General features: G+C 61.8%; 24 protein-coding genes and 1 other RNA gene. 12 read left to right on the top strand and 13 right to left on the bottom strand.

Going from position 1 to position 22266, the window contains the following annotated elements:
* Positions 1-445: 445 nt before the first annotated feature.
* Positions 446-1222, top strand: a complete 777-nt coding sequence (locus GLP43_RS06915) for a Bax inhibitor-1/YccA family protein (protein WP_237278739.1) — start codon at positions 446-448, stop codon at positions 1220-1222.
* Positions 1223-1555: 333 nt separating this feature from the next.
* Here the strand turns inward: GLP43_RS06915 and GLP43_RS06910 are convergent, their stop codons facing one another.
* From GLP43_RS06910 to gatC, 7 genes are all read right to left on the bottom strand, one after another.
* A complete protein-coding gene (locus tag GLP43_RS06910) occupies positions 1556-2245 on the bottom strand; it encodes a VIT1/CCC1 transporter family protein (protein ID WP_237278738.1) in 690 nt (229 codons plus the stop codon).
* A gap of 127 nt (positions 2246-2372) precedes the next feature.
* Positions 2373-2540 (bottom strand): 50S ribosomal protein L33, encoded by a 168-nt coding sequence (rpmG, locus tag GLP43_RS06905; RefSeq protein WP_005852281.1) that lies wholly within the window; start codon positions 2538-2540, stop codon positions 2373-2375.
* 181 nt (positions 2541-2721) lie between these two features.
* An RNA gene (gene rnpB / locus GLP43_RS06900) (RNase P RNA component class A) lies at positions 2722-3133 on the bottom strand.
* A gap of 100 nt (positions 3134-3233) precedes the next feature.
* Positions 3234-3902, bottom strand: a complete 669-nt coding sequence (locus GLP43_RS06895; RefSeq protein WP_237278737.1) for an N-acetylmuramoyl-L-alanine amidase — start codon at positions 3900-3902, stop codon at positions 3234-3236.
* Positions 3903-3907: 5 nt separating this feature from the next.
* Positions 3908-4654: a hypothetical protein gene (locus tag GLP43_RS06890; RefSeq protein WP_074635520.1), complete on the bottom strand. Its 747-nt coding sequence runs from the start codon at positions 4652-4654 to the stop codon at positions 3908-3910.
* A gap of 38 nt (positions 4655-4692) precedes the next feature.
* Positions 4693-6180, bottom strand: a complete 1488-nt coding sequence (gene gatA, locus GLP43_RS06885) for an Asp-tRNA(Asn)/Glu-tRNA(Gln) amidotransferase subunit GatA (protein WP_064217402.1) — start codon at positions 6178-6180, stop codon at positions 4693-4695.
* Complete coding sequence (gene gatC / locus GLP43_RS06880; protein ID WP_237278736.1) at positions 6180-6467, bottom strand: Asp-tRNA(Asn)/Glu-tRNA(Gln) amidotransferase subunit GatC; 288 nt, start codon at positions 6465-6467, stop codon at positions 6180-6182. Before gatC ends, gatA begins: the two co-directional genes overlap by 1 nt.
* Before the next feature lie 188 nt (positions 6468-6655).
* Between gatC and GLP43_RS06875 the strand changes: the two genes are divergently transcribed.
* A complete protein-coding gene (locus GLP43_RS06875; RefSeq protein ID WP_237278735.1) occupies positions 6656-7348 on the top strand; it encodes a metal-dependent hydrolase in 693 nt (230 codons plus the stop codon).
* A 6-nt stretch (positions 7349-7354) separates the two neighbouring features.
* On the opposite strand, the gene GLP43_RS06870 is transcribed toward GLP43_RS06875, so the two are convergent.
* The 3 genes from GLP43_RS06870 to GLP43_RS06860 are packed head-to-tail and all read right to left on the bottom strand — an operon-like array spanning position 7355 to position 8868.
* On the bottom strand, positions 7355-7789 hold the full coding sequence (locus GLP43_RS06870; protein WP_237278734.1) for a hypothetical protein: 435 nt from the start codon (positions 7787-7789) through the stop codon (positions 7355-7357).
* A complete protein-coding gene (locus GLP43_RS06865) occupies positions 7786-8406 on the bottom strand; it encodes a DUF5671 domain-containing protein (protein WP_237278733.1) in 621 nt (206 codons plus the stop codon). Before GLP43_RS06865 ends, GLP43_RS06870 begins: the two co-directional genes overlap by 4 nt.
* Before the next feature lie 6 nt (positions 8407-8412).
* Positions 8413-8868 carry a nucleoside deaminase gene (locus GLP43_RS06860; RefSeq protein ID WP_237278732.1) on the bottom strand — a complete coding sequence of 152 codons (456 nt, stop codon included), beginning with the start codon at positions 8866-8868 and terminating at the stop codon, positions 8413-8415.
* A 64-nt stretch (positions 8869-8932) separates the two neighbouring features.
* On the opposite strand from GLP43_RS06860, the gene GLP43_RS06855 reads away from it, so the two are divergent.
* From GLP43_RS06855 to dtd, 10 genes are all read left to right on the top strand, one after another.
* Positions 8933-9940 (top strand): pseudouridine synthase, encoded by a 1008-nt coding sequence (locus GLP43_RS06855; RefSeq protein WP_009826474.1) that lies wholly within the window; start codon positions 8933-8935, stop codon positions 9938-9940.
* Between the two features lie 97 nt (positions 9941-10037).
* Positions 10038-10268: a hypothetical protein gene (locus tag GLP43_RS06850; protein WP_005852271.1), complete on the top strand. Its 231-nt coding sequence runs from the start codon at positions 10038-10040 to the stop codon at positions 10266-10268.
* Between the two features lie 3 nt (positions 10269-10271).
* The gene (locus GLP43_RS06845; protein WP_237278731.1) at positions 10272-11159 is read left to right on the top strand and encodes a 5-bromo-4-chloroindolyl phosphate hydrolysis family protein; all 888 of its coding nucleotides are present in this window, start codon (positions 10272-10274) and stop codon (positions 11157-11159) included.
* A 36-nt stretch (positions 11160-11195) separates the two neighbouring features.
* Positions 11196-12371 (top strand): toxic anion resistance protein, encoded by a 1176-nt coding sequence (locus GLP43_RS06840; protein ID WP_237278730.1) that lies wholly within the window; start codon positions 11196-11198, stop codon positions 12369-12371.
* 26 nt (positions 12372-12397) lie between these two features.
* Positions 12398-13357 carry a DUF2927 domain-containing protein gene (locus GLP43_RS06835; RefSeq protein ID WP_237278729.1) on the top strand — a complete coding sequence of 320 codons (960 nt, stop codon included), beginning with the start codon at positions 12398-12400 and terminating at the stop codon, positions 13355-13357.
* Positions 13358-13390: 33 nt separating this feature from the next.
* Positions 13391-14509: an SPFH domain-containing protein gene (locus GLP43_RS06830; protein WP_237278728.1), complete on the top strand. Its 1119-nt coding sequence runs from the start codon at positions 13391-13393 to the stop codon at positions 14507-14509.
* A 42-nt stretch (positions 14510-14551) separates the two neighbouring features.
* Complete coding sequence (locus GLP43_RS06825) at positions 14552-15106, top strand: cytochrome b/b6 domain-containing protein (RefSeq protein ID WP_237278727.1); 555 nt, start codon at positions 14552-14554, stop codon at positions 15104-15106.
* Between the two features lie 66 nt (positions 15107-15172).
* Complete coding sequence (locus GLP43_RS06820) at positions 15173-16303, top strand: TFIIB-type zinc finger domain-containing protein (protein WP_237278726.1); 1131 nt, start codon at positions 15173-15175, stop codon at positions 16301-16303.
* Positions 16300-16974, top strand: coding sequence for a nitroreductase family protein (locus tag GLP43_RS06815; RefSeq protein WP_237278725.1), 675 nt, complete (start codon positions 16300-16302; stop codon positions 16972-16974). The genes GLP43_RS06820 and GLP43_RS06815 overlap by 4 nt, the downstream gene beginning before the upstream one ends.
* 1 nt (position 16975) lies before the next feature.
* Positions 16976-17422 carry a D-aminoacyl-tRNA deacylase gene (dtd, locus tag GLP43_RS06810; RefSeq protein ID WP_237278724.1) on the top strand — a complete coding sequence of 149 codons (447 nt, stop codon included), beginning with the start codon at positions 16976-16978 and terminating at the stop codon, positions 17420-17422.
* A gap of 61 nt (positions 17423-17483) precedes the next feature.
* Here dtd and GLP43_RS06805 read toward each other — a convergent pair whose 3' ends face one another.
* Genes GLP43_RS06805 through GLP43_RS06795 form a run of 3 tightly spaced genes read right to left on the bottom strand, consistent with a single transcriptional unit; the run spans position 17484 to position 22197 of the window.
* Entirely contained in the window at positions 17484-18674 is a 1191-nt protein-coding gene (locus GLP43_RS06805; RefSeq protein ID WP_237278723.1) for an HlyD family type I secretion periplasmic adaptor subunit, read from the bottom strand.
* Positions 18671-20893, bottom strand: coding sequence for an ATP-binding cassette domain-containing protein (locus GLP43_RS06800; RefSeq protein ID WP_237278722.1), 2223 nt, complete (start codon positions 20891-20893; stop codon positions 18671-18673). Before GLP43_RS06800 ends, GLP43_RS06805 begins: the two co-directional genes overlap by 4 nt.
* On the bottom strand, positions 20890-22197 hold the full coding sequence (locus tag GLP43_RS06795; RefSeq protein WP_443069476.1) for a TolC family protein: 1308 nt from the start codon (positions 22195-22197) through the stop codon (positions 20890-20892). Before GLP43_RS06795 ends, GLP43_RS06800 begins: the two co-directional genes overlap by 4 nt.
* Positions 22198-22266 lie beyond the last annotated feature (69 nt).

The following is a 22266-nucleotide window of genomic DNA, read 5'->3' as shown; positions in this document are numbered from 1 at the left end:
GTTTTGCTCACGGCATCTAAATACCGAGCAAATAGCGCAAATAACGAAATCGTTACGGCACAATTGCGCATATCGCGAGGGAGAATCATCCTTTTCATGGACAAAAGGCTTGCAGTCTAAATCTTAAAATACCGTTCAGAGCACCGTGGATGACACCGTGCACCCTTTGTCACGCAAAATGCGCAAACGCGTTAGGCAAATCTTCATATCTGTTCTTTAGCTCATTCATCATGGTCAGGCAGATGTCCAAAGGAAAGGCTGCCTCGTTCGACGATGGAAATGCCCATGTTGCGCCATATTTGGCAAAGTAATACGCCAATAGTGCCCACTGCGCTAGATTTGGATGCGAAAGCTCTTGAAAACAAAGACGCGTGTGCCGATATTTGACCCAATACCGAGGTCGGAAAACCGACTTTGCAACACGTCTATTATTTGGAGGATATTCATGGCCGACGTGAACACAATCCGGTCTGCAGCCGGATCCCGCGCCGCCGCTATCGATGAAGGGCTGCGCACCCACATGAATAAGGTGTATGGCACCATGTCGATTGGCATGTTGATCACCTTTGCAGCGGCTTGGGCCATTTCCGGTCTGGCCGTGACGACCGATCCTTCCGGCGCGGTTGCGCAGATTGGCGCGGATAAATACCTCACCTCCTTCGGCTCCGCGCTGTATATGTCGCCGCTGAAATGGGTTGTGATGTTTGCACCCTTGGCCTTTGTTTTCGGCTTGGGTGCCGCGATGAATAAAATCTCGGCCGCGACTGCGCAGACATTGTTCTATGTTTTCGCTGCCGTCATGGGCGTTTCGATCAGCTCGATCTTCCTAGTGTTCACTGGCTACTCTATCATCCAGATATTCTTGGTCACATCGATCGCTTTCGCGGGTCTCTCGCTTTGGGGCTACACCACGAAAAAGGACATCTCCGGCTGGGGTAGCTTCCTGATCATGGGCGTCATTGGCCTGGTCGTTGCGTCGATCGTGAACATCTTCCTCGCCTCCCCTGCCCTTGTGTTCGCGATCTCGGCTATCGGCGTTCTGATTTTCGCTGGCCTTACCGCCTATGACACGCAGAACATCAAGAACACTTACTTGGCGCATGCACATCACGGTGACCAAGAATGGCTGCAGAAGTCCGGTATCATGGGCGCATTGAGCCTGTACCTGAACTTCATCAACATGTTCATGATGTTGCTGCAATTGTTCGGCAACCGCGAATAACAGACCGACCCCGCGAGGCGGGAAATATGTGACAGTAAGCGCCCGTCGACATCCGTTCGGTGGGCGTTTTTCTTTTGCCCTCGGCGTGATGACAACCGTCGGTATGACTACCTAATCTGCCCGCGCCGCGTCCGCTCAACTGCGATCCGTCTAAGCAGTGTGTTCAGCAACATTCGGCGCGACGAGCGTGCCGACACGACCTTGCAACGGCACGTCTTCCAGTCGGGCGTGCAGAAAAGCACATCCGCAGAGGAGTGAGCCACGTCTTTGAATGCTCACTAAAATGACGACTTTAGAAGTCTTAGCTTAAGCGCCGCCCCCCCGTCGCCCAAGCTAAACCGCAATGTCGAAGGCTTGCCCCAAGGCAGCGGTCACAGCCATCGCAAGCGCGCCCCAGACCACCGCACGAATAATCGCCGAACGCATGGGCGCACCGCCAAGCCGTGCACCGCCGCCGCCGAGCAGCGCCAGAGCGAGCACAGCGGTCACGGCAATCGCGATCAAAGCGTATCCGGCAGGGGCGACAAGTGCTGCGATCAACGGAAAGGCCCCACCCAGAGCGAAGGCGAGCGCGGAAGCCCCGGCGGCCTGCAGCGGATTTGCCTGCCCTGCCAGGCCAAACATACCGAGCTCTTCGCGCGCATGCGCACCAAGAGCGTCGTGGTCGGTCATCTGCGTGGCAACCTTAACGGCGAGCGCGGCATCGACGCCGCGGTTCTCCAACCCTTCGGCAAGCTCTTCCAGCTCGTAGTCTGGGTCTTCCTCCAGCGCGATACGCTCACGCTCCAGATCGGCGGCTTCCACATCGGCCTGCGCCGAGACAGAGACATACTCCCCCGCGGCCATGGACAGTGCGCCAGCGGTCAATCCGGCGAAACCGGTTAGGGCGACATTTCCGGTCGCCATCCCCGCCGAGGTAACGCCGACCAGAAGGCTAGAGATGGAAACAATCCCGTCATTCGCCCCCAGTACAGCGGCGCGCAACCAGTTGCTTCGATTGATGTAATGGCCTTCTTTGGGCATTGCCCGTCTCCTTGCGATCACATCCGCAACTGACCCGAGACAGCAGGAATGTTCCCATGTCCGAGGTAGAAAAACGCAAAAGGCCGCGCACGAGGCGCGGCCTTCATATCGCGTCGACGGTAAGATCTTACTTGATCTTGCCTTCTTTGTATTCAACGTGCTTACGAATAACGGGGTCGTACTTTTTGATGACCATTTTCTCGGTCATGGTACGTGCGTTTTTCTTGGTTACGTAGAAATGGCCTGTGCCCGCGGACGAGTTCAGACGGATCTTGATCGTGGTTGGCTTCGCCATAGTCGTTCTCCTGCAACGACGAGCCGGCCGCTGATCGACCGCTCGTGAAATCCTGAGTTTTGGGTTCTAGTCACGCCTGCGCCTGAGTCAACCGCTATTTCCTGCCCATGGCCCAAACGAACCGGAAAAATTGAAGTTTTTCGGTCCAATCCCCCGAAGAACAGGGGTAAAGACCATGATTATGCGCGGAAGGCCTATAAGCCGGATTTTGTCCCCGCCTTGCGACAGGGGATGACCATTCCTCTGACCATGCAGTTGCCTGCACAGCTACAGCTGCCAACCCGGACCTGCTGGGGCAGAAGTGGCCCCGCCTTGCCTGTTGCCAGACGCGGCGCGCGGTCCCTATTTGGCATTGCTCCCGGTGGGGCTTGCCTTGCCAGAGATGTTACCACCTCCGCGGTGCGCTCTTACCGCACCGTTTCACCCTTACCTCCTCGGTGGTATCGGTTGCCCGACCCGTCGAAGCGGCGGTCTGTTTTCTGTGGCGCTTTCCGTCGGGTTACCCCGCCCGGGCGTTACCCGGCACCGTTTCTTCTGGGAGTCCGGACTTTCCTCGACCTTGTTGCCAAGACCGCGGCCATCCAGCCTTCCGCGCGCTGCACGCCTAGCGCCTAACTTCAGGTGGGGTCAATCAGTTTCACCCGCAGGATGCCTTCGGCGAGGATTTTTAACCATTTGGAAACGGGTGTGGTGCTAGAGATCATGCCCGAGGGTCATATCCGCGGCGCAGAGCGGCCCCTTGCGCCAAGGGGCATACCGCAGACGCGTGCTGTGCAGCAGGAGGTCAATATCATCGGTGGCGGTGTAGCCTGCCGCATGTGCCGCCGCGATAAAGGCAGCCGGCGTTGGGTCGGATCTGCGGTCGTTTTCCGCGTACGGACTGCCTTTGCCGGCAAGGTTCTGACGCGCCAGACGTGGCCAGTCGAATCGCGGTCCGGGGTCGATCTTGCGTCCGGGGGCCATATCCGAATGGCCGATGATCCCTTCGGGCGGGATCGACCACCGCTCCATAATCCCGCGCAGCAGGGTTTCGAGCGTGACCATCTGCGGTTCGGAGAAGGGGTGATTGCCGCGGTTATCCAACTCTATCCCGATTGAGCGTGAATTGATATCATCCTGACCCTGCCATTCGCCTGCACCGGCGTGCCAGGCACGCTGGTCTTCCGGGACGAGTGGTACAGTCTCGCCCTTGCCCGTGATCAGATAGTGGGCGGAGACTTCGGCCGCGGGGTCGCAAAGACGCGCGCAGGCCGCTTCTGCACTGTCCATCGCGGTATAGTGCAGCACGATCAAAGAGGGCCGCAGCCCGTTGCGGCGCGGCCCATGGTTCGGGGAAAGGTAGCGGTCAGGCGCGTCTGCCATAGGGCCTAGCCCTGCACCCCTTTGCGATAGGGGCTCGGGTCCCAGTTGCAGGCGTATCCGTCGCCGTCAGGGTCCATGCCAGAGCGGTCCTTTTCAGGGCCGCCCGCACTGAGGAAGGCGATCTGCGCCTGATCCGGGTGCGAATACTGGGCGCAGGCCCGTGCGAATTTGCGCTGCTTGTTGAACCCTCGACGGGTGTAGATCGGGGTGCCGACCGCGTGGTTGTTCTGCAAAGCATAGGCCACGATATTGGGGCCGGCATCGGCGCGGTCCGGCAGGGCTTCGGGTTGCACCACACGGTATTGCGCGCGGTTGGCCGCGATGCGGGCCGCGTCGCCTTCGATGCTGCGCTCATCAGCCACGGCGTCAAAGTTGTTCTCTTGCGAGATTCCCCCTGCCCCCAGCACCGGTGGCGCAGGGTTGGACGGGCTGGCGTTCACAGGGGCCACGCCCGAATTGGTCGCGGCATCATTGCCAAGCCCACCGGGGCGCGTGGCATCCAGGATACGTGCCGTTTCCGCAGCCGTCGCCGCAGCGGAGCCATCATCGACAGCGTCCAGCGGCGTGGCGTCCACCGTGGCGGGTGCTGGCATCGTTGCCACCGCCCCGCCTGCCAAAGCTGTATCCCGCTGGGATTGCGCGGCGTCGAACGACCCGTCAAAACCGACACCCCGTCCACTGTCGGGGATTGCGGGCTGGCAGGCCGCCAGGGCGAGCCCCAAGGCTGCAACAATTGAACAACGTATCATCATCGGACCTGCTTTATCTGCTCTGGTTTATCGGCGGGGGTTTACCACCATTTCTGCGGCTTGGCTACAAAGCCCGCCGCCTGCTCCAGCGCATAGGCGGTAGACAGCAGATCAGCCTCTTCCCATGGGCGGCCGATCAGCTGCAAGCCAAGTGGCAGGCCGGTCTCGCTGGTGCCGGTGGGCAAGGCGATACCGGGCAGCCCCGCGAGGTTCACGGTGACCGTGAAGACGTCGTTCAGATACATCGCCACCGGATCCGTATCCGTCATCTCGCCCAGACCAAAAGCCGCCGAGGGCGTGGTCGGGGTCAGGATGCTGTCGATACCGGCCGCAAAAGCGTCTTCGAAGTCTTTCTTTATCAACGTGCGGACCTTGCGCGCACGGTTGTAGTAGGCGTCGTAGAAGCCCGCGCTTAGCACATATGTGCCGACCATGACACGGCGCTGCACCTCGGCCCCGAAGCCTTCGGCGCGGGTTTTTTCGTACATCTCGGTGATGCCGTCGCCGTGGTCGAGCTTGGCGCGGTGACCATAGCGCACCCCGTCATAGCGGGCGAGGTTTGACGATGCTTCCGCCGGTGCGATCACGTAATAGGCAGGCAAGGCGTATTTCGTATGCGGAAGAGAGATATCAACGATCTCGGCCCCGGCATCGCGCAGCATGGCGATACCGTCCTGCCACAGTTTGTCGATCTCGGCAGGGATACCGTCGATACGGTATTCCCGCGGGATGCCTATCTTTTTACCACGGATGTCGCCGGTCAAGGCGGCTTCGAAATCAGGGACCGCCAGCTCGGCAGAGGTGCTGTCCTTGGGGTCATATCCCGCCATGGCCCCCAGCATGATCGCCGCATCGCGCACGGTCTTGGTCATCGGGCCCGCCTGATCCAGCGACGAGGCAAAGGCCACGACGCCCCAGCGAGAGCAGCGGCCGTAGGTCGGCTTGATCCCCACGGTGCCGGTAAAGGCCGCAGGTTGGCGGATCGAGCCGCCGGTATCGGTGCCGGTGGCCGCAAGACAAAGATCCGCCGCCACAGCCGCCGCCGATCCGCCCGAAGATCCGCCGGGTGTCAGCGCTGTCTCATCGCCCGAACGCCGCCACGGGTTGACGGCATTGCCATACACGGAGGTTTCATTGGACGATCCCATCGCGAATTCATCCATGTTGAGCTTGCCCAGCATGACGGCCCCGCTATCCAGCAGGTTCTGCGATACGGTGCTTTCATACTCGGGCAAGAAGCCTTCAAGGATGCGCGACGCAGCTTGCGACGGCACCCCTTTGGTGCAGAACAGATCCTTGATGCCGATGGGCAGTCCACACATGGCAGGCGCATCGCCGGATTTGATCCGCGCATCCGCCGCCTTGGCCTGATCCATCGCCAGATCACCGGTGTGGTGGACAAAAGCATTCAGCGCGCCCGCGCCCTCAATTGCGCTCAGACATGCCGCCGTCAGCTCGGCCGAGGTCACATCCCCCTTGCGCAGCGCGTCACGTGCATCGGCAAGGCCCAGTTTATTCAGATCAGCCATTATTCAACCACCTTCGGAACCGCAAAAAATCCTTCGCGCGCGTCGGGCGCATTGGCCAGCACCTTGGCCTGCTGGTCGCCATCGCGCACCACGTCCTCGCGCTTTTTCAACACCTGTGGCGTGACCGATGTCATCGGCTCTATCCCGTCGACATCGACTTCGTTCAACTGCTCGATAAAGCCGAGGATATTGTTGAACTCTTGCGCCAGCGCGGGCAAGGCGTCGGGTTCGACCTTGATGCGGGCCAGTTTCGCCACCCGTGCGGCTGTGGACTCGTCAATGGACATGGGCGCTCCTTCATCTGATTGGGTGCCGTTTATCGCCCCCTGCCCGCCCCCGCAAGTCTGGGGGCTGCCTCTGACCCGCAATCGCGCCGGTTGACCCTTCATTTTGCCAAATAAACTCCCGCCGGAGGCTCCCCAAAGCCGCGTCACGCGCTACAGTCCGCTAAAGACACGGAATAAGGGAGACCCAAATGGATATCATCTGGCTAGGCCACGGCAGCTTTCGCATCGAGATCGAGGATCAGATTCTGCTGGTCGACCCCTGGCTCACCGGCAATCCGATGCTGGACGACGCGCAGCACGAGGCCGCATTGGCAGGCGTCACGCAAATCCTGATGACCCACGGGCATTTCGACCACACCCAGGACCTCAAGATGGTGGCCGAGAAAACCGGCGCGCCGGTTGCAGGCATGGTCGAACTGATGGGGTATTTCGGCGCGCAAGGCGTGGAAAAAACCACGGGCTTCAACAAGGGCGGCACGATCCGCTGCGGCAAGGTTGACGTGACGATGGTGCCGGCGTCGCATTCCTCTTCAGTCGATGGGGACGCGGGTCCGATCTATATGGGGGCTGAAATCGGCTTTATGATCAAGGGTGAAGGTCACACGATCTATGTCTCGGGCGATACGGATATTATGGCGGATATGGATTGGATGGGCGACTATCACAAACCCGATATCGGCATCCTCAGCGCGGGCGGCCACTTCACCATGGATATGGCCGGGGCGGCCTATGCGGCGAGACGGTATTTTGACTTCAAGACCGTGATCCCCTGCCACTACCGCACCTTCGACGCGCTTGAACAATCGGCGCAGGTACTGATCGACGGCTTGCCCGGCGTGGATGTGATCGAGCCTGAGGTGCTTAAGCCGATCAGCCTGTAAAACGGTTTAATTGGAAGAACCGGCGCGATCCCCGATGAAACAGAGGGTGTCGTTGGCGCGCAGGGCGATGGTGTCGTGATCAAACTCAGCTTTGCGCGCCTCTGCCGGATCAAGCGACAGTGTGGCGCAGACCTCGAACGCGGTATCGCTGAGGCGGTGATAGGCGTAAGGCGCGCCCGTTGCAGGGTCGCCTTGGGTCAGCACATCGCGCAGACCGGGCCGCGTGCCGGGGCAATAGCTGTCATCGGCAAGCGCTTGCGGCAAAGGTTTGCGCGGGTGACCAAGGCACATCAGATGCGTGTGCAAGGTCCGCAGATCGCTTAGGCGCTGTCTGTCCTGCTGGGCAAACCTCGCGTGCTGCGGGCCGCCCACCACGACCAAGCCTCCAATGATGGCACCACCGACCAGCACAGACATGCAGATCAGCAGCAGCTTGTTCACGCCGGGGCCTCTTCGCGCAGGTCCCGCAGATAATAGCCAAAGATGCCCCCGGCGACGACCAGCACCACCAGCGCCTTGAGCACGAATTGCAGCGTCAGATCACCGGTCAGCAGCGCATAGATGGTGGCAATCGAATCCCCTAACATCGTCAGCGCGGCCAAAAGCAGGCCGATATAAATCATCCATTTTCGGATCGCAGAACGGTACAGCGCAGGGTCGCGCGCCAGTTTCCGCCGCTCGCGCAGGGTCAGCCACAGATACATCGGTCCGGTCACGATCAGCACCGCAACACCCCAGCGGATCGACCGGTCGCTGCCGCCGTCGCCCGTGGCAAAGACCACATCGACCAGCGCCTGTAATACGACAACCAGATTTAACGCGCCAAGGATCAAGACGCAGAACGTCAGCGCATAGGTAAAGAAGTCCCGCGCAGACACCGTCGCCACAGGCCGCGGGATCGGCGGAGAGAACGGCATCTCGTCCCAGCCGTTCAGCGCATCCTGCACCTCTGCGCTGCGCCAGCCCGCGTGGGTCAGCGCGGATGTGATCTCGGCCCGTGACTTGCCTGCGGCCAAGGCCTCGCGCACGAAAATGCTCAGCTCGTCCCGTTGGGCCATATGGGTCTATCCTTTTCGTTTCTCTGCAAAAAACGCCTTTAGCAGCTGTTCGCTTTCAGGCGCTGCGATGGCGTCATAGACGTCGGGGGCGTGGTGACATTGCGCGTGGGAAAACACCCGCGCCCCCTGCGCCACACCGCCAGACTTGGGGTCTGACGCGCCATAGTACAAGCGTGCCACCCGCGCGGCAGAGATCGCGGCGGCACACATGGCGCAGGGTTCCAGCGTCACATAAAGCGCATGCCCGCCCAGCCTTTCGGACCCCGCCGCCGCACAGGCAGCGCGGATCGCCAGCATCTCGGCATGGGCGGTGGGATCGTTCAGCTCGCGCGTCCGGTTGCCCGCCTGCGCGACGACCCTTCCGTCGGGTGCCACGATGACCGCGCCCACGGGCACTTCACCACGGGCGGCGGCGGCGCGGGCCTCTTCCAGCGCCACGGACATGTAGGACGTAAAGCTCATACACCTCTCTTGCCCGCAAACGCCGCCCTTTCGCAAGCGCGGGAAACAGGGTAAGCGCTGAAGTATGAGCGCAGATACACCCTCCCAGCCCCCGAAATCCGGCACCCCTCCCGGTGACCGCATTGCCAAAGTCCTGTCCCGTGCCGGCATCGCCAGCCGCCGCGAGGCCGAACGCATGATCGAGGCCGGTCGCGTGCGCGTCAACGGTGCACAGATCGATTCGCCTGCGTTGAACGTGACGCCCTCGGACGCGATCACCGTCGACGGCAAACCGGTAGGAGAGCCCGAACCACCCCGCGTCTGGCTGTTCCACAAGCCCACGGGGCTGGTCACCACCAACCGCGACGAAAAGGGCCGCGGCACGATCTTTGACGATCTGCCCGAAGACATGCCCCGCGTCATGAGCATCGGTCGTCTTGACCTCAACTCCGAAGGGTTGCTGCTGCTGACCAATGATGGCGAGGTCAAGCGCCGCCTCGAACTGCCCTCGAACGGGTGGCTGCGCCGCTACCGCGTGCGCGTCAATGGCCGCCCCACGGACGATATGCTCGAACCGCTGCGCAAGGGCATCACCGTCGATGGTGAGGATTTTCAGCCGATGACGGTCACGTTGGACCGGCAACAGGGGGCGAACGCCTGGCTCACTGTCGGTCTGCGTGAAGGCAAGAACCGCGAAATCCGCCGCGCGATGGAGGCGGTGAACCTGTCGGTCAACCGGCTGATCCGCACCAGCTATGGCCCGTTCCAGCTTGGCGAGCTGAAAACCGGCGAGGTCGAGGAACTGAAGCGCAAAGTGGTCCGCGACCAGCTGGGCCTCGAGATTGCCGATACCACCGGCACCGCGGTCAAGAAAAAGCCCGCGCGCATCATCAAGCGCAAGGCCCGCAAACCCGGAGAGCCGGGCCCCGGTCGCCCCGGCCTGCCCAAAGAACCCGGCGACAAGACCGCGACAGGCAAGACCATCCCCGGCAAGCCCAAGCCCGGTTATGGCAAGTCCAAGCCCGCACGACCCGCGTCCGACCCCGCGCCGCGCAAGTTCGGCACCCGCGTAAAATCCACTCGTAAACCCTGATTTCTGTGGGTTTACGGCCCTTTGGCCGCTACTTTTGCGTGCGTGACCCTAGCGGGTGGCGGGCACTGCGACTATATGTCGTGCAAAGGAAGGTCCGATGGGTCGATTGCTTGTCTTTGTCGCCACGCTGGCGCTGATTGTTGCGTTTGTCGCCGTTTTGGTGACAATCATCGCAAGGATTCTGGACGCGGGCCGTCGTGCATCGACACCAGCGCATGGACAGGAGGTTTATCGCCCCATGGCACCGACACCGTTTCAGAAAATCACCTATGCCGCGCTTGTCGTCTTGCTGTTCGGTGTCTCTACCGGCTGGCTCGGGGGGCTTTGATCCATGGCGCAGCGCTTTGGCGGTAAATACAGCAATCATGACACGAACGGCAGCACGCCGCCCCCGCAGGGCACCCGTGCCAAACGGATAGAGGTCGACCCCGCAAGCGGGCGGGCGAAAATCTTGTTCATCCCCGCCATTCCGCTTGTGTTCATGTCGTTGAACGACGGGGCGCAGGGGCTTGCATTGGGGCTGCTGGCGGCGGCGACGCTGACCGGTGCCGCATGGATGCTGCGCGAGGGGCTGAAAGCCGAAGCCGCCTATACCGCGCGCAAGGTTGCCGAACGCCCCGCCCTGCCGCGCAAGATCATCGCCAGCTTTCTGACCGGTGCCGGCGTGGCGCTGGCCGCCTATAAGAATGACCCCGGACTGGCGGCCCCTGTGCTTTATGCGCTGGCCGCGATGGGGTTGCATGTGTCGGCCTTTGGCATCGATCCGCTGACATCCAAAGGGATGGAGGGCGTGGACAGCTTCCAGAAAGACCGCGTCGCCCGTGTCGTGGACGAGGCAGAAAAGCATCTTGCCGCGATGAACACCGCCATTGCACGCGCGGGCGACCGCAAGGCGCGCGACCGGCTGGCGCAGTTTCAAGACACCGCGCGCACCCTGATCCGCACCGTGCAGGATGATCCACGTGATCTGACCGGTGCGCGCAAATACCTGTCGGTCTATCTGCTGGGCGCACGTGACGCGACGATCAAGTTCGCGGATATCTACGCCAGCACCGGCGATGCGCAGGCACGCGCCGATTATCTGGCTTTGCTGGATGATCTGGACAAAAACTTTGCCGCGCGCACCCAAAAATCGCTATTGGAAGACAAGACCGACCTGAACATCGAAATCGACGTGCTGCGCGAGCGGCTTTCCCGAGAAGGCGTGCGTCTCGACTGACGCGCCCCGCCCCAAAAGCATAGGAATACTTGAAACATGTCTGATACCGTTCGTGACAAAGCGACCCAATCCGTAGCGCTGGTGGAAGAGGTCAACGCGCAGATCCTGCCCGACCCCGCCCCTGCGGATGCCGTCGTCTCGCTTGAGAAAGCCGATGCGCCACAATCGGCAGAGATCAAAAGCCGCATGGCAGAGATCGACATGGGCGACACGCAGTCGATCATCGGTTTCGGGTCCGGCGCACAGGCCGAGCTGCAGGAGATCAGTCAGGCGATGTTGCAGGACGTGCGCAACAAGGATGTCGGCCCCGCCGGTGACAGCCTGCGCACGATCGTGACAACCATCCGCGGTTTTTCCGTGTCCGAGCTGGACGTGCGCCGTGATCGCAGCTGGTGGGAGCGCCTTTTGGGCCGCGCGGCCCCCTTTGCCAAATTCACCGCCAAGTTCGAAAAGGTACAGGGTCAGATCGACCGCGTCACGGACGAGCTGCTGACCCACGAACATACCCTGCTCAAGGATATCAAATCCCTTGATATGCTGTACGAAAAGACGCTGCAGTTCTATGATGAGCTTGCGCTTTATATCGCCGCAGGCGAGGCCAAACTGGCAGAGCTTGACGCGACCACCATCCCCGCCAAACAGGCAGAGGTCGACGCCGCACCAGAGGCGGATCAGGTCATGGTCGCACAGGAACTGCGCGACATCCGCGCCGCGCGGGACGATCTGGAACGCCGTGTGCATGACCTGAAACTGACCCGTCAGGTGACGATGCAATCGCTCCCCTCGATCCGCTTGGTGCAGGAAAACGACAAGTCGCTGGTGACCAAGATCAATTCGACCCTCGTGAACACCGTGCCGCTGTGGGAAACCCAGCTGGCACAGGCGGTCACCATCCAGCGCAGCGCCGAAGCTGCCGCCGCTGTGCGTGACGCCAATGACCTGACGAACGAGCTGTTGACCTCTAACGCGCAGAACCTGCGCGAAAGTAACAAGGTCATCCGGACCGAGATGGAACGCGGTGTCTTCGACATCGAAGCCGTCAAACAAGCCAATGCCGACCTGATTGGGACCATTCAGGAATCGCTACAGATCGCCGACGAAGGCAAGGCGCGCCGTGCCTCTGCCGAGAAAGACCTGCAAGAGATGGAGGCCAATCTGCGCGACACGCTGGCCTCTGCCAAAGCGGCCAAGCCCGCGTCCCCTGCGGCATAACCCCGTCAAGACCTGGAGCGCGCGATATGGTATGGCAACGGTTGGGGCGAACAGGATGGATCGGCACGGCGGCTGTGGTCGCCGCGCTGGCCGCCTGCACCCCGCAGCCCCCTGTTGAACCGACGCTGAAACCCATCGCGCGCCCCGACACGCCGCCGGCCCCTCCCCCCGTGGTGGCCAAGCCGACGTCGCAAAAAAGCGCCAAGCTGCGCAGCTATTTCAACCAAGTGCAGCAGGCCCAGTTGAGCCAGGGATTGCTGCGCCGGGATGGTGGCGGGCAGGACACGCCCTTTACCGCCGACATGCTGGTGCGTAACTTTGAACAGATCGCTTTTTACAACGAATATAACGCCACCCTGACCGGACGCGGCGACAAAACCCCCATGCGCCGCTGGGAACGCCCCGTCCGGATGGAGGTCGTCTTTGGCGACAGCGTCCCCCCGTCCGAACGTGACCGCGATGCGGCCTCGATCCGCGACTATGCCACCCGCCTCGCCGCCACGACGCAGCACTCCATCACCGTGGGCGGCAAGCCGAACTTTATTGTGATTATCGCGGGCGAGGATGACCGCCCCGCCGCCCTTGCCCAAGCCGCCGAACGCATCCCCGGTGTGACCGCCGAAAGCCTTGCCGCGCTTAGCGATCTGCGCCGCGATACCTATTGCATCGTCGCCGCCTATGCCGGTGGCGCGGACCCAAGCACCTATACCGCTGCCGTTGCCGTCATCCGAGCCGAGAACCCATCGCTTATGCGGCTGTCGTGTATCCATGAAGAACTTGCGCAGGGCCTTGGCCTTGCCAACGACAGCCCCACCGCACGCCCGTCGATCTTTAACGATGACGATGAATTCGCGCTGCTCACCCGTCACGACGAGCTGCTGCTGAAAATGCTCTATGACCCGCGCTTGCACGCCGGCATGACCGCCGAAGAGGCAACCCCCGTGGCCCGCAAGATCGCGTTCGAACTGATCGGCGGGCCCGTTTAACCCGCCACCGACCTCCCCCGAAAGGACCAAGACATGGGTATTCTCGATTTTCTCTCTGGCCAATTCATCGACGTTATCCATTGGACGGACGACACCCGCGACACGATGGTGTCCCGGTTCGAGCGCGAAGGCCACGAGATCAAATACGGGGCCAAGCTGACGGTGCGCGAAGGGCAAGCGGCGGTCTTTGTCCACGAAGGCCAGCTGGCTGATGTGTTCACGCCCGGCCTTTATATGCTTGAAACCAACAACATGCCGATCATGACATCGCTGCAGCATTGGGATCACGGCTTCAAAAGCCCCTTCAAGTCCGAGATCTATTTCGTCAACACCACCCGTTTCAACGATCTGAAATGGGGCACCAAGAACCCGATCATCGTGCGCGACCCCGAATTCGGCCCCGTGCGCCTGCGTTCCTATGGCACTTACTCTGTCAAAGTGTCGGACCCCGCGCGGTTCCTGACCGAAATTGTGGGCACCGATGGTGAATTCACCATGGACGAGATCAGCTATCAAATCCGCAATATCATCGTGCAGGAATTCTCGCGCAGCATCGCGCTGTCCAATATTCCGGTCATGGATATGGCCGCCAATACCCGTGAGCTGGGCAAACTGGTGAGCACCGAAATCTCGGCCACCATTGCAGAATACGGGCTGACCATCCCCGAACTTTATATCGAAAACATCTCGCTCCCCCCCGCCGTGGAGGAAGTGATGGACAAACGGTCGTCGATGGGGGTGATCGGGGATTTGAACAAGTTCACGCAGTTCCAGGCGGCAGAGGCATTGGGCCACGAGGGCGCTGCGGGCGCAGCAATGCAGACCGGTCTGGGCGCCGGATTGGGCATGCAGATGGGCCAGGCCGCCGCCGCGCAGGCAGGCCCATGGGGCCCGCGCCCCGCGGCTGCGGCCCCCGCTGCACAGACGCCACCGCCCCCGCCGCAACCTGAAAAGGTCTGGCATCTGGCAGAGAACGGCCAGACCAAGGGCCCGTTTTCAAAGGCCGCATTGGGCCGAATGGCCACAGATGGCGGGTTGACCCGCGAGACCTATGTCTGGACCCCCGGTCAGGATGGCTGGCTTAAAGCAGACGATGTGGCCGAGCTGGCGCAGCTCTTTACCGTGCTGCCGCCCCCGCCGCCTCCTGCGTAAGGCTCTGTGAAACTTGGAACGGGCAAGGCGCGTGTCTAGGCTATGACCCCACGCCGTCGCCCCTTGCTGCCCCACCGTCGGACCCTGATGAAGCTTTTGCATTGGGGCATGGTGCCTTTGTTTATCTGGTTCCTGCTGGTGCAGCCGGCGGATGTGGCGCGGATCGGGCCTGCGGCGGTGCGGTTCCATTCGGTCATGGGCTTGGTCTTTGTCAGCGCGGCCCTGTTGTGGTGGGTGTCCTACATCCGGCGCGGCTTGCTGGGGCGCCCCGGCCCCAAGCTTCGGGGCTGGGCCCGTTGGCTGCATCCGGTGCTGCACAAGACATTGATCTGGGGTATCTTCGGCGTCGCCCTGACAGGGCTGCTGATCGGGGTGACCTCGACCGTGCAGCTTTGGGCCGGTGGGATCGTCCCGATTGCCGTGCCCCTTGATATGCCGCGCGCCAACGACCTCGTCGGGCTGATCCACAGCATCGAATTCTACGCTCTTGCAGGCATCGCACTGGCCCATGCCGTATTTCACATCTGGCGTCACCTTCGCCTGCACGACAACGCCCTGCGCATCATGGCCCCTAAAGTGCTGCACCGTTTTTTGTGACCCTGCTCTGGCGGCAGGGGGCGCACTGCCCTATGTCTGGGGCAGGCCTGACCAAAGGACAGATCTATGCCCGCCAGCACCGGCTTTGACGACCCCGACCTGCCCCCCACACCGGCCGAGGAACACCGGTTCCCCTGTGACACCTGCGGGTCCGATCTGCGGTTTGATCCCGAAAGATATCTGCTGGTCTGCGACCACTGCGGCAATACCGAAGAGATTTCAGGCACGCGCGGCCTGCATAACCCCATCGCCGAGCTTGATTTCCAGGCCGCACTGGCCAGCGCGCTACCCCAATCGCAGATGGAGGATACACGGGTCACAACCTGCCCCAACTGCGCCGCACAGGTAGAGTTCGACCCCGGCAAACACGCCACCGAATGTCCGTTCTGCGCGACCCCTGTGGTGATCGATACCGGTGTGAACCGCCACATCAAACCCCGCGCCGTACTGCCCTTTGGCCTGACCGAAAATACCGCACGCGATGCCATGACTGACTGGCTGGGCAGCCTGTGGTTTGCCCCCAATGGCCTGCAGGAATACGCACGCAAGGGCCGCAAGATGCAAGGCATCTATGTGCCCTACTGGACCTATGACGCCGACACGCGCTCCAGCTATTCGGGCGAAAGGGGCACGGTCTATTACGTCACCCAGACCGTCATGCGCGACGGCAAACGGGTGCAGCAGCAGGTGCCGAAAATCCGCTGGCGGGCGACCTCGGGTCGGGTGGCGCGGTTCTTTGATGATGTGCTGGTGCTGGCGTCGAAATCGCTCCCCAAAAGGTTCACCGATGCGCTGGCCCCGTGGGATCTGGCGGCCCTTGAACCCTATGCCCCGGAATACCTCGCCGGTTTTCGCGCCGAAGCCTATGCGGTGACGCTTGATGAAGGCTATGCGCAGGCACGCGAGGTGATGGACGCGATGATCCAGCGTGATGTGCGTTTTGATATCGGCGGCGACCGTCAGCGCATCCACAATATCCAGACGCAGGTCGGCGATGTGACGTTCAAACATATCCTGCTGCCGGTCTGGCTGGCAGCTTACAAGTATCGCGGCAAGACCTATCGTTTTGTGGTCAACGGCCGCACAGGCAGCGTACAGGGCGAACGCCCCTATTCCGCTGTAAAAATCACCTTTGCCGTGATCCTTGGCCTGATTGTCGCCGGGGTCGTTGGCTATTTTATGGCGCTGCAAAAATGACCCCGATCGATACATTCACCGACATCTTGCGCGCGCGTTCTTCGTGCCGCGCCTTTCGCCCCGATCCGGTCGACGACGCGATCATCACCCGTATCGTCGACGCGGCGCGCCACGTGCCGTCGTGGTGCAATGCGCAGCCTTGGCAGCTCACCATCACCAAAGGGGCCGCGACCGACCGCTTCCGCGACGCCCTGGCGCTAGAGATTGCCAAAGGCACGCCCCCCGCCCCGGATCTGGACTGGCCCGCCTCTTACAGCGGCGTCTACGGCGACCGGCGGCGGACCTGCGGGTTCCAGCTTTATGACGCCGTCGGGATCGAGAAATCGGACCATGCGGGCCGCATGGCGCAGATGATGCGGAACTATGCCTTGTTTGACGCGCCCCATGTGGCGATCGTGACCTCCCCGGCAGAGCTTGGGGCCTACGGCGCGATGGACAGCGGCGGCTTTGTCACGGCCTTTACGCTGGCGGCAACGGCGCTTGGGGTGGCCACCATTGCCCAAGCCGCCGTGGCTGCCTATGCGCCCACCGTGCGACAGCATTTCGACCTGCCGCAAGACCGCCTGATCCTTTGCGCGATCTCCTTTGGCTATGCAGATGACACAGCACCGATCAACCGGTTCCGGACGCAGCGTGCCACCCCTGAAGACATCATCGATTGGAAATCCTGATATGCGCGCACTCCTACAACGCGTCAGCAACGCCTCCGTCACTGTCGACGGTCAGATCATCGGTCAAATCGAACACGGGCTGCTGATCTTCGTCTGCGCCATGCCCGACGATACACATGCGACCGCGCAAGGACTGGCACAAAAGATCGCCAAACTGCGTCTGTTCAAAGATGACGCGGGCAAAATGAACCGCAGCCTGCCGGATACGGGCGGCAGCGCGCTGATTGTCAGCCAGTTCACCCTTGCCGCCGATACCTCCCGCGGGACCCGCCCCGGTTTCTCGCGCGCCGCCAAGCCCGATCAGGCCAAAACGCTATACGAAGATTTCATAGCCTGCGTCGACGCCCTCGGCATTCCCGTCCAAACCGGTTCATTCGGAGCCGATATGTCCGTCGCGCTCACCAACGACGGCCCCGTCACCCTCTGGCTCGACACAGAAAACCCCTGATCTTCCAAATGGTCCAAAATCCTCGGGGGGTCAGGGGGGCAGACAGCCCCCCTTGCCAAGCCTACGGCTCCCGAAACGCCTCTTTGGACTTGTAAAGCGGCTTCAACAGATACTGCAGAACCGTCTTTGACCCTGTGTGCAGTTCCACACTTGCCTGCATGCCGGGTCGGATTTGCAAAGACGCCTGCCGCGGGGTGAGGTGTTCTGTGTCCACCTGCAACGTGACCTTATAGTGCGGATCCCCATCCGGCGCGCGGGATCGTTCGTCCTTGAACGTATCGGCCGAGATCAATTTGACCGTGCCCTTCAACGTGCCGTAAATCGTATAGTCATAGGCCGACAGCTTTACCGTCGCCTCTTGGCCGGGGCGCACGCCGGCGATGTCTTCGGGCTTGACGCGGGCCTCGACGAAAAGCTCTTCGTCCAACGGGATGATCTGCAAAATCTCCTCGCCCGGGCGCACGACGCCGCCGATGGTGGTCACGCTAAGATTGTTGACGATGCCGCGCAGGGGGCTGACCAGGACGGTGCGGTTCAGCTGGTCCGTGCTCGCCTTGAGGTTCTGTTTCAGCGTCGCCAGTTCTTTGAGGACATCGGAATATTCCTGCGCGCGCTCCAGCTCTGTGCCGGTGACGATCTCGTCCAGCTTGATCCGCGCATCCGCATGGGTCTTGCGCGCGCGCGTCACCTCGATCAGCGAAACGATCTTTTTCTTGAGCATATTCTCAAGCAGCTCACGCTCTTTCAACGCCTCGGTCAGCACCCGCCCCGCCCCTTCGGAGCGCGAGACAAAGTCCGATTGCCGCGCTTTCAGCAATGCCCGTTCAGAGGCGACGATATCGGGCGTGCGCGTGGCGAAAGCGTCGGGCACGTCAAAGTCGTACTGTCCGGCCAGCTCTGCCTCCAGACGCAGACGGCGGATTTCAAAGGCGCTGATCTGGTCGCGCAGGTCGTCCACGGCGGATTGGAACTGGGTGCCATGCAGACGGGCCAACACGTCGCCCTTTTCCACATGGTCGCCCTCGCCCACGGCAAGTTCTGCCAGAATACCGCCTTCAAGGTTCTGGATGATCTGGGGCCGCGAGCTGGAAATCATCGACCCTTCGGCGCGCACGATTTCATCGACCCAGGCAAAGGCAGCCCACAGCAGGAAGACCAGCACCGATGCGCCGCAGAGCCAGATCACCATAGACGGCCCCCGCATCTGCCCCGACATCTGCGCGCCCAGTGGCGTGGTGCTGAGACTGTTCATGCCACATGCCCCTTCTGGCCCGCCAGATGGGCAAGCACTTTTTCCTTGGGCCCGTCGATGGTCATGCGGCCATCCTGCAGCACCAGTGTGCGTTCGGTCAGCGCAAGGATCGGGGCGCGGTGGGTTGCGATGATCGCGGTGCGCCCTGCCATCCAGCTTTGCAACCGCGAGACCAGCGTCGCCTCCAGCCTTTGGTCCAGCGCTGCGGTGGGTTCGTCCAGCAGGCAGATCGCCGGATCCTGCAACCACAGGCGCGCCCAGCCGATGGACTGACGCTGCCCGATGGACAGGCCCGCGCCTGCGTCTTTGATCTCTAGGTCCAGCCCCTTGTGGTGGTTGCGCACAAACGGCCCCAGACCCGCAAAATCAAGCGCGGCGTGCAGGCGGTCGTCGTCGCGTTCCAGCATGGTGAGGTTCAGGTTATCGCGCAGCGTGCCCGAGAACAGGCGCACGTCCTGTCCCAGATAGCCGATCAGCCGGCGCAGGTCGCGCGGCTCGATCTGGCCAAGCTCTGTGCCGTCCACCAGAATGCGCCCTTCGGTCGGAGCATAAAGCCCGCTGAGCATCTTCAGCAGTGTCGATTTGCCCGATCCATTGGCCCCCAGCACGGCGACATGCTGCCCCGGCTGGATCAACATGCCCTTAATGTCCACCGTCGGTGCGCCGTCATCTTCGTAACGGAAGATCACGTCGCGCAGTTCGAACTGGCCTTTCAGCTTTTCGCGGCGCAGATAGGTGCGCGCCTCTGCGGTGTCCTGCGGCGCGGCGACAATCGCGTCGAGCCCGTCAAGCGCGCCTTTGACATTGCCCCACCGCGCCATCGTGCCCGAAAGCTGCGTCAGCGGCCCCAGCGTCCGGCCCGTCAGGATACCGACCGCGATGATCGACCCCACGGTAAATTCCCCCGCAAACACCAGATAGGTGCCCACGATGACCGCCGCGACATAGGTGGCCTGCTGGACCCCTTGGCTCCAGAACGTGAGGAAGGACGCGAGCTTGCGTTGCTCTGACGATTTGACGGACGACAGCGTGTTCAGTTCGGTCCACAGACGCAGCACGCGGTCCTCTGCCCGCTGGGTCTTGACCGTATCCAGTTCGAATATCGCCTCGTGCAGCAGCCGCGAGGATTTGGTCGAGGCCCCTTGGGTCTCCTGCGTCAGCTGGATCGCTTTCTTTTGCAGAAAGAACCCCGGCACCAGCATCAAGATACCGCCAAGCACCAGCACCCAGACCACATTGCCCGCAATGCTGGCCACGAGGAAGAGGAACACGAAGATAAAGGGGATATCCGCGATCGTGCCAATGGTCGACGCAGTAAAGAATTCGCGCACCGATCCGAATTCTCGCATCGCGGAAAACAGCTGGTTGGGGGCTTGCCCGCGCGTGTCGGACCGCATCCCCAGCAATCGACGCATCAGGATGTCTTGCACCGACAGCTCGATCTGCCGCCCTGCCCCATCCATCAGACGCGCCCGCGCCATCTTGAGGAAAGCCTCCATCAGCAACGCGAGCCCCGCACCGGCGGCGAGCACCCAAAGCGTCGCTTCGGACTGATGCGGGATCACACGGTCATAGACCTGCAAGGAAAACAGCGCCACAGCGACGGCCAGCAGGTTGGCCACGAAAGACCCTGTCGCGACCTCTATCAGCTGGCGACGAAAGCGCGGAAACTGCCCCCAGAACCAATGCGCAGGCGCGCCATCGGTGTTATGGGTTTCGGCCACGGTTTTCAGCGAGGCTTCGGCCCGCAGGATCAGCCCCGCAAAGAAGGGTTTGAAATCGCTGATTGGCACCATCGCGCGATTGTCGGTGCAGGTTGTGTCATACAGGATCAGATCACCGCGCTGCTGCCCCATGACAAGCAAGACCTGCCCCGAGGTCATATAGGCCAGCGCAGGCCACATATCCTTGGAGATCCCTCGCGCCCGGCTGACTTGTGTCACCAGCCCTGCGCTTTCCATCCCGCGGGCCAGTGCTTCGGCCTCTACCTGCGGATCATTGCCTTGCAAGGGGGCCGTCGCGACGATTTCAAAGATGTCGCGTGGCGCGGTGGTGACGCCCAGCAATCCGGCATAGGTCGCGGCCAGTTTGGCCCGCGCCATCAGACGGTCTTCGGGGCGGTTGGCGTTCTCTGCCTTGGGCTGGGGGGCATCCGCCGCCGCCATCCGACCCTGATTGCCGTTGGTGATTGTCAGCGTAAAGGTCGGCTTCTGGGTCAAATCGCGCTCCCGTCCGCCAACACGCCCTGTATCTGCGCCATCTCGATCTTCAGACGCACGGCCTCGTACTTGAGGGTGATCTGCGACTGCTGCTGACGCGAATAGGTCTCGTAGACGCCGACAACATCCATGACCTGACGCTGACCGGCGTCATATTGTTCCTGAAACAGGTCGAGGTTGCGTTTGGCCTGTGTCGCGAGGGTCGCTGCTTCGGCGGTCTGACGGGTCGTGGCGCTAAGCTGTTTTTCCAGACGGCGAAGCGCGCGATTGGCATCCTCGACCGATTGCCGGACCTTGCGGGTCGCGGTTTCCTCGGCCATCGCCGACGCATCAAGCGAGGCTTTGGTGCCCAGACCCAGAAGCTGATCCGATTCAAGGCTCAGCCCTGCGCCGCCCCCTTCACCGATGGTCGCACCCGCCGACAGCCCCGGCAGCAATCCGGCGCGTTCCACCTTGGCGGCGGCGATGGCGCGGGTCTTTTCGGCCTCGGCACGCACCACGGACAAAGGCGCACCGGCAAAGCTGTTCACGGGCACTTCGGGCAGGCCGTGCAGCGTATCCAGCGGGCGGATCGACATGGCGTTCAGCTCGGACATCGACGTGGCTTCGCGTTCGACGGAGGCATCAAGCGTTGCGCGGATTTCAAGGAGTTTCTGGCGCAGGATGGTCAGGTCGGACACATCGGACACGCCGCCTTTGACCCGTTCCTGCATCACCCATTCGAAATGCGTCATATCCTTAAGCGCGACACGGTTCAGCGCGGCGGTATCGCGCGCCTCGATCGCGTTGGTATAGAGCTTCAGCGCGGTCGCCACGCGGTCGTTCGTATCTTGCGCCAGCGACACGGCAGCGACCTCGACATCGGCCACGGCAAAGGCGCGTTCACCCGCACGGCGGCCATTGTCAAACAGCACCTGATCCACCACCAAATTGGCGGCCAGCGACCCCAAAGATGTCAAGCTGACCTGCGGCCCGATCTTGGGCAACCAGTTCTTGCTCGCCGCTTCCGAGCGGAGGGTGGCGGCGCGCAGCTCTGCCTCGGCGGTACGGCTGTTGGCGGCCAGCACGGCAGAGGCAACCTGATCCGACACGGTGTCATCGGGCAGAACAGAAGACCGCAGCGCCAGACCCTGGATGATCTGGCTGTCTGCGGTGATTTTTTCGGCGTAGGTGGGTTTGATCGCCTGCGAGGCATCGGGGGTGCGGAACCGGGACACGATGTCAGATTGCATCAGGTCACCGGGCATCATGCCGCTGCCGAAATTCGACATGCAGCCGGATAGGGCCAGCGCTGCTGCGCACATGCCCCCTGCCCGTTTTACACTCTGCCTCATTTGCCTGCCCTTAACGTGCCGGTTTTTTTATTTTTGTAA

The organism is Sulfitobacter sp. M39 (genome assembly GCF_021735935.1).
Lineage (GTDB): Bacteria > Pseudomonadota > Alphaproteobacteria > Rhodobacterales > Rhodobacteraceae > Sulfitobacter.
Note: the sequence above shows the minus strand (reverse complement) of the source record. Positions and strands in the feature narration are given on the sequence as shown.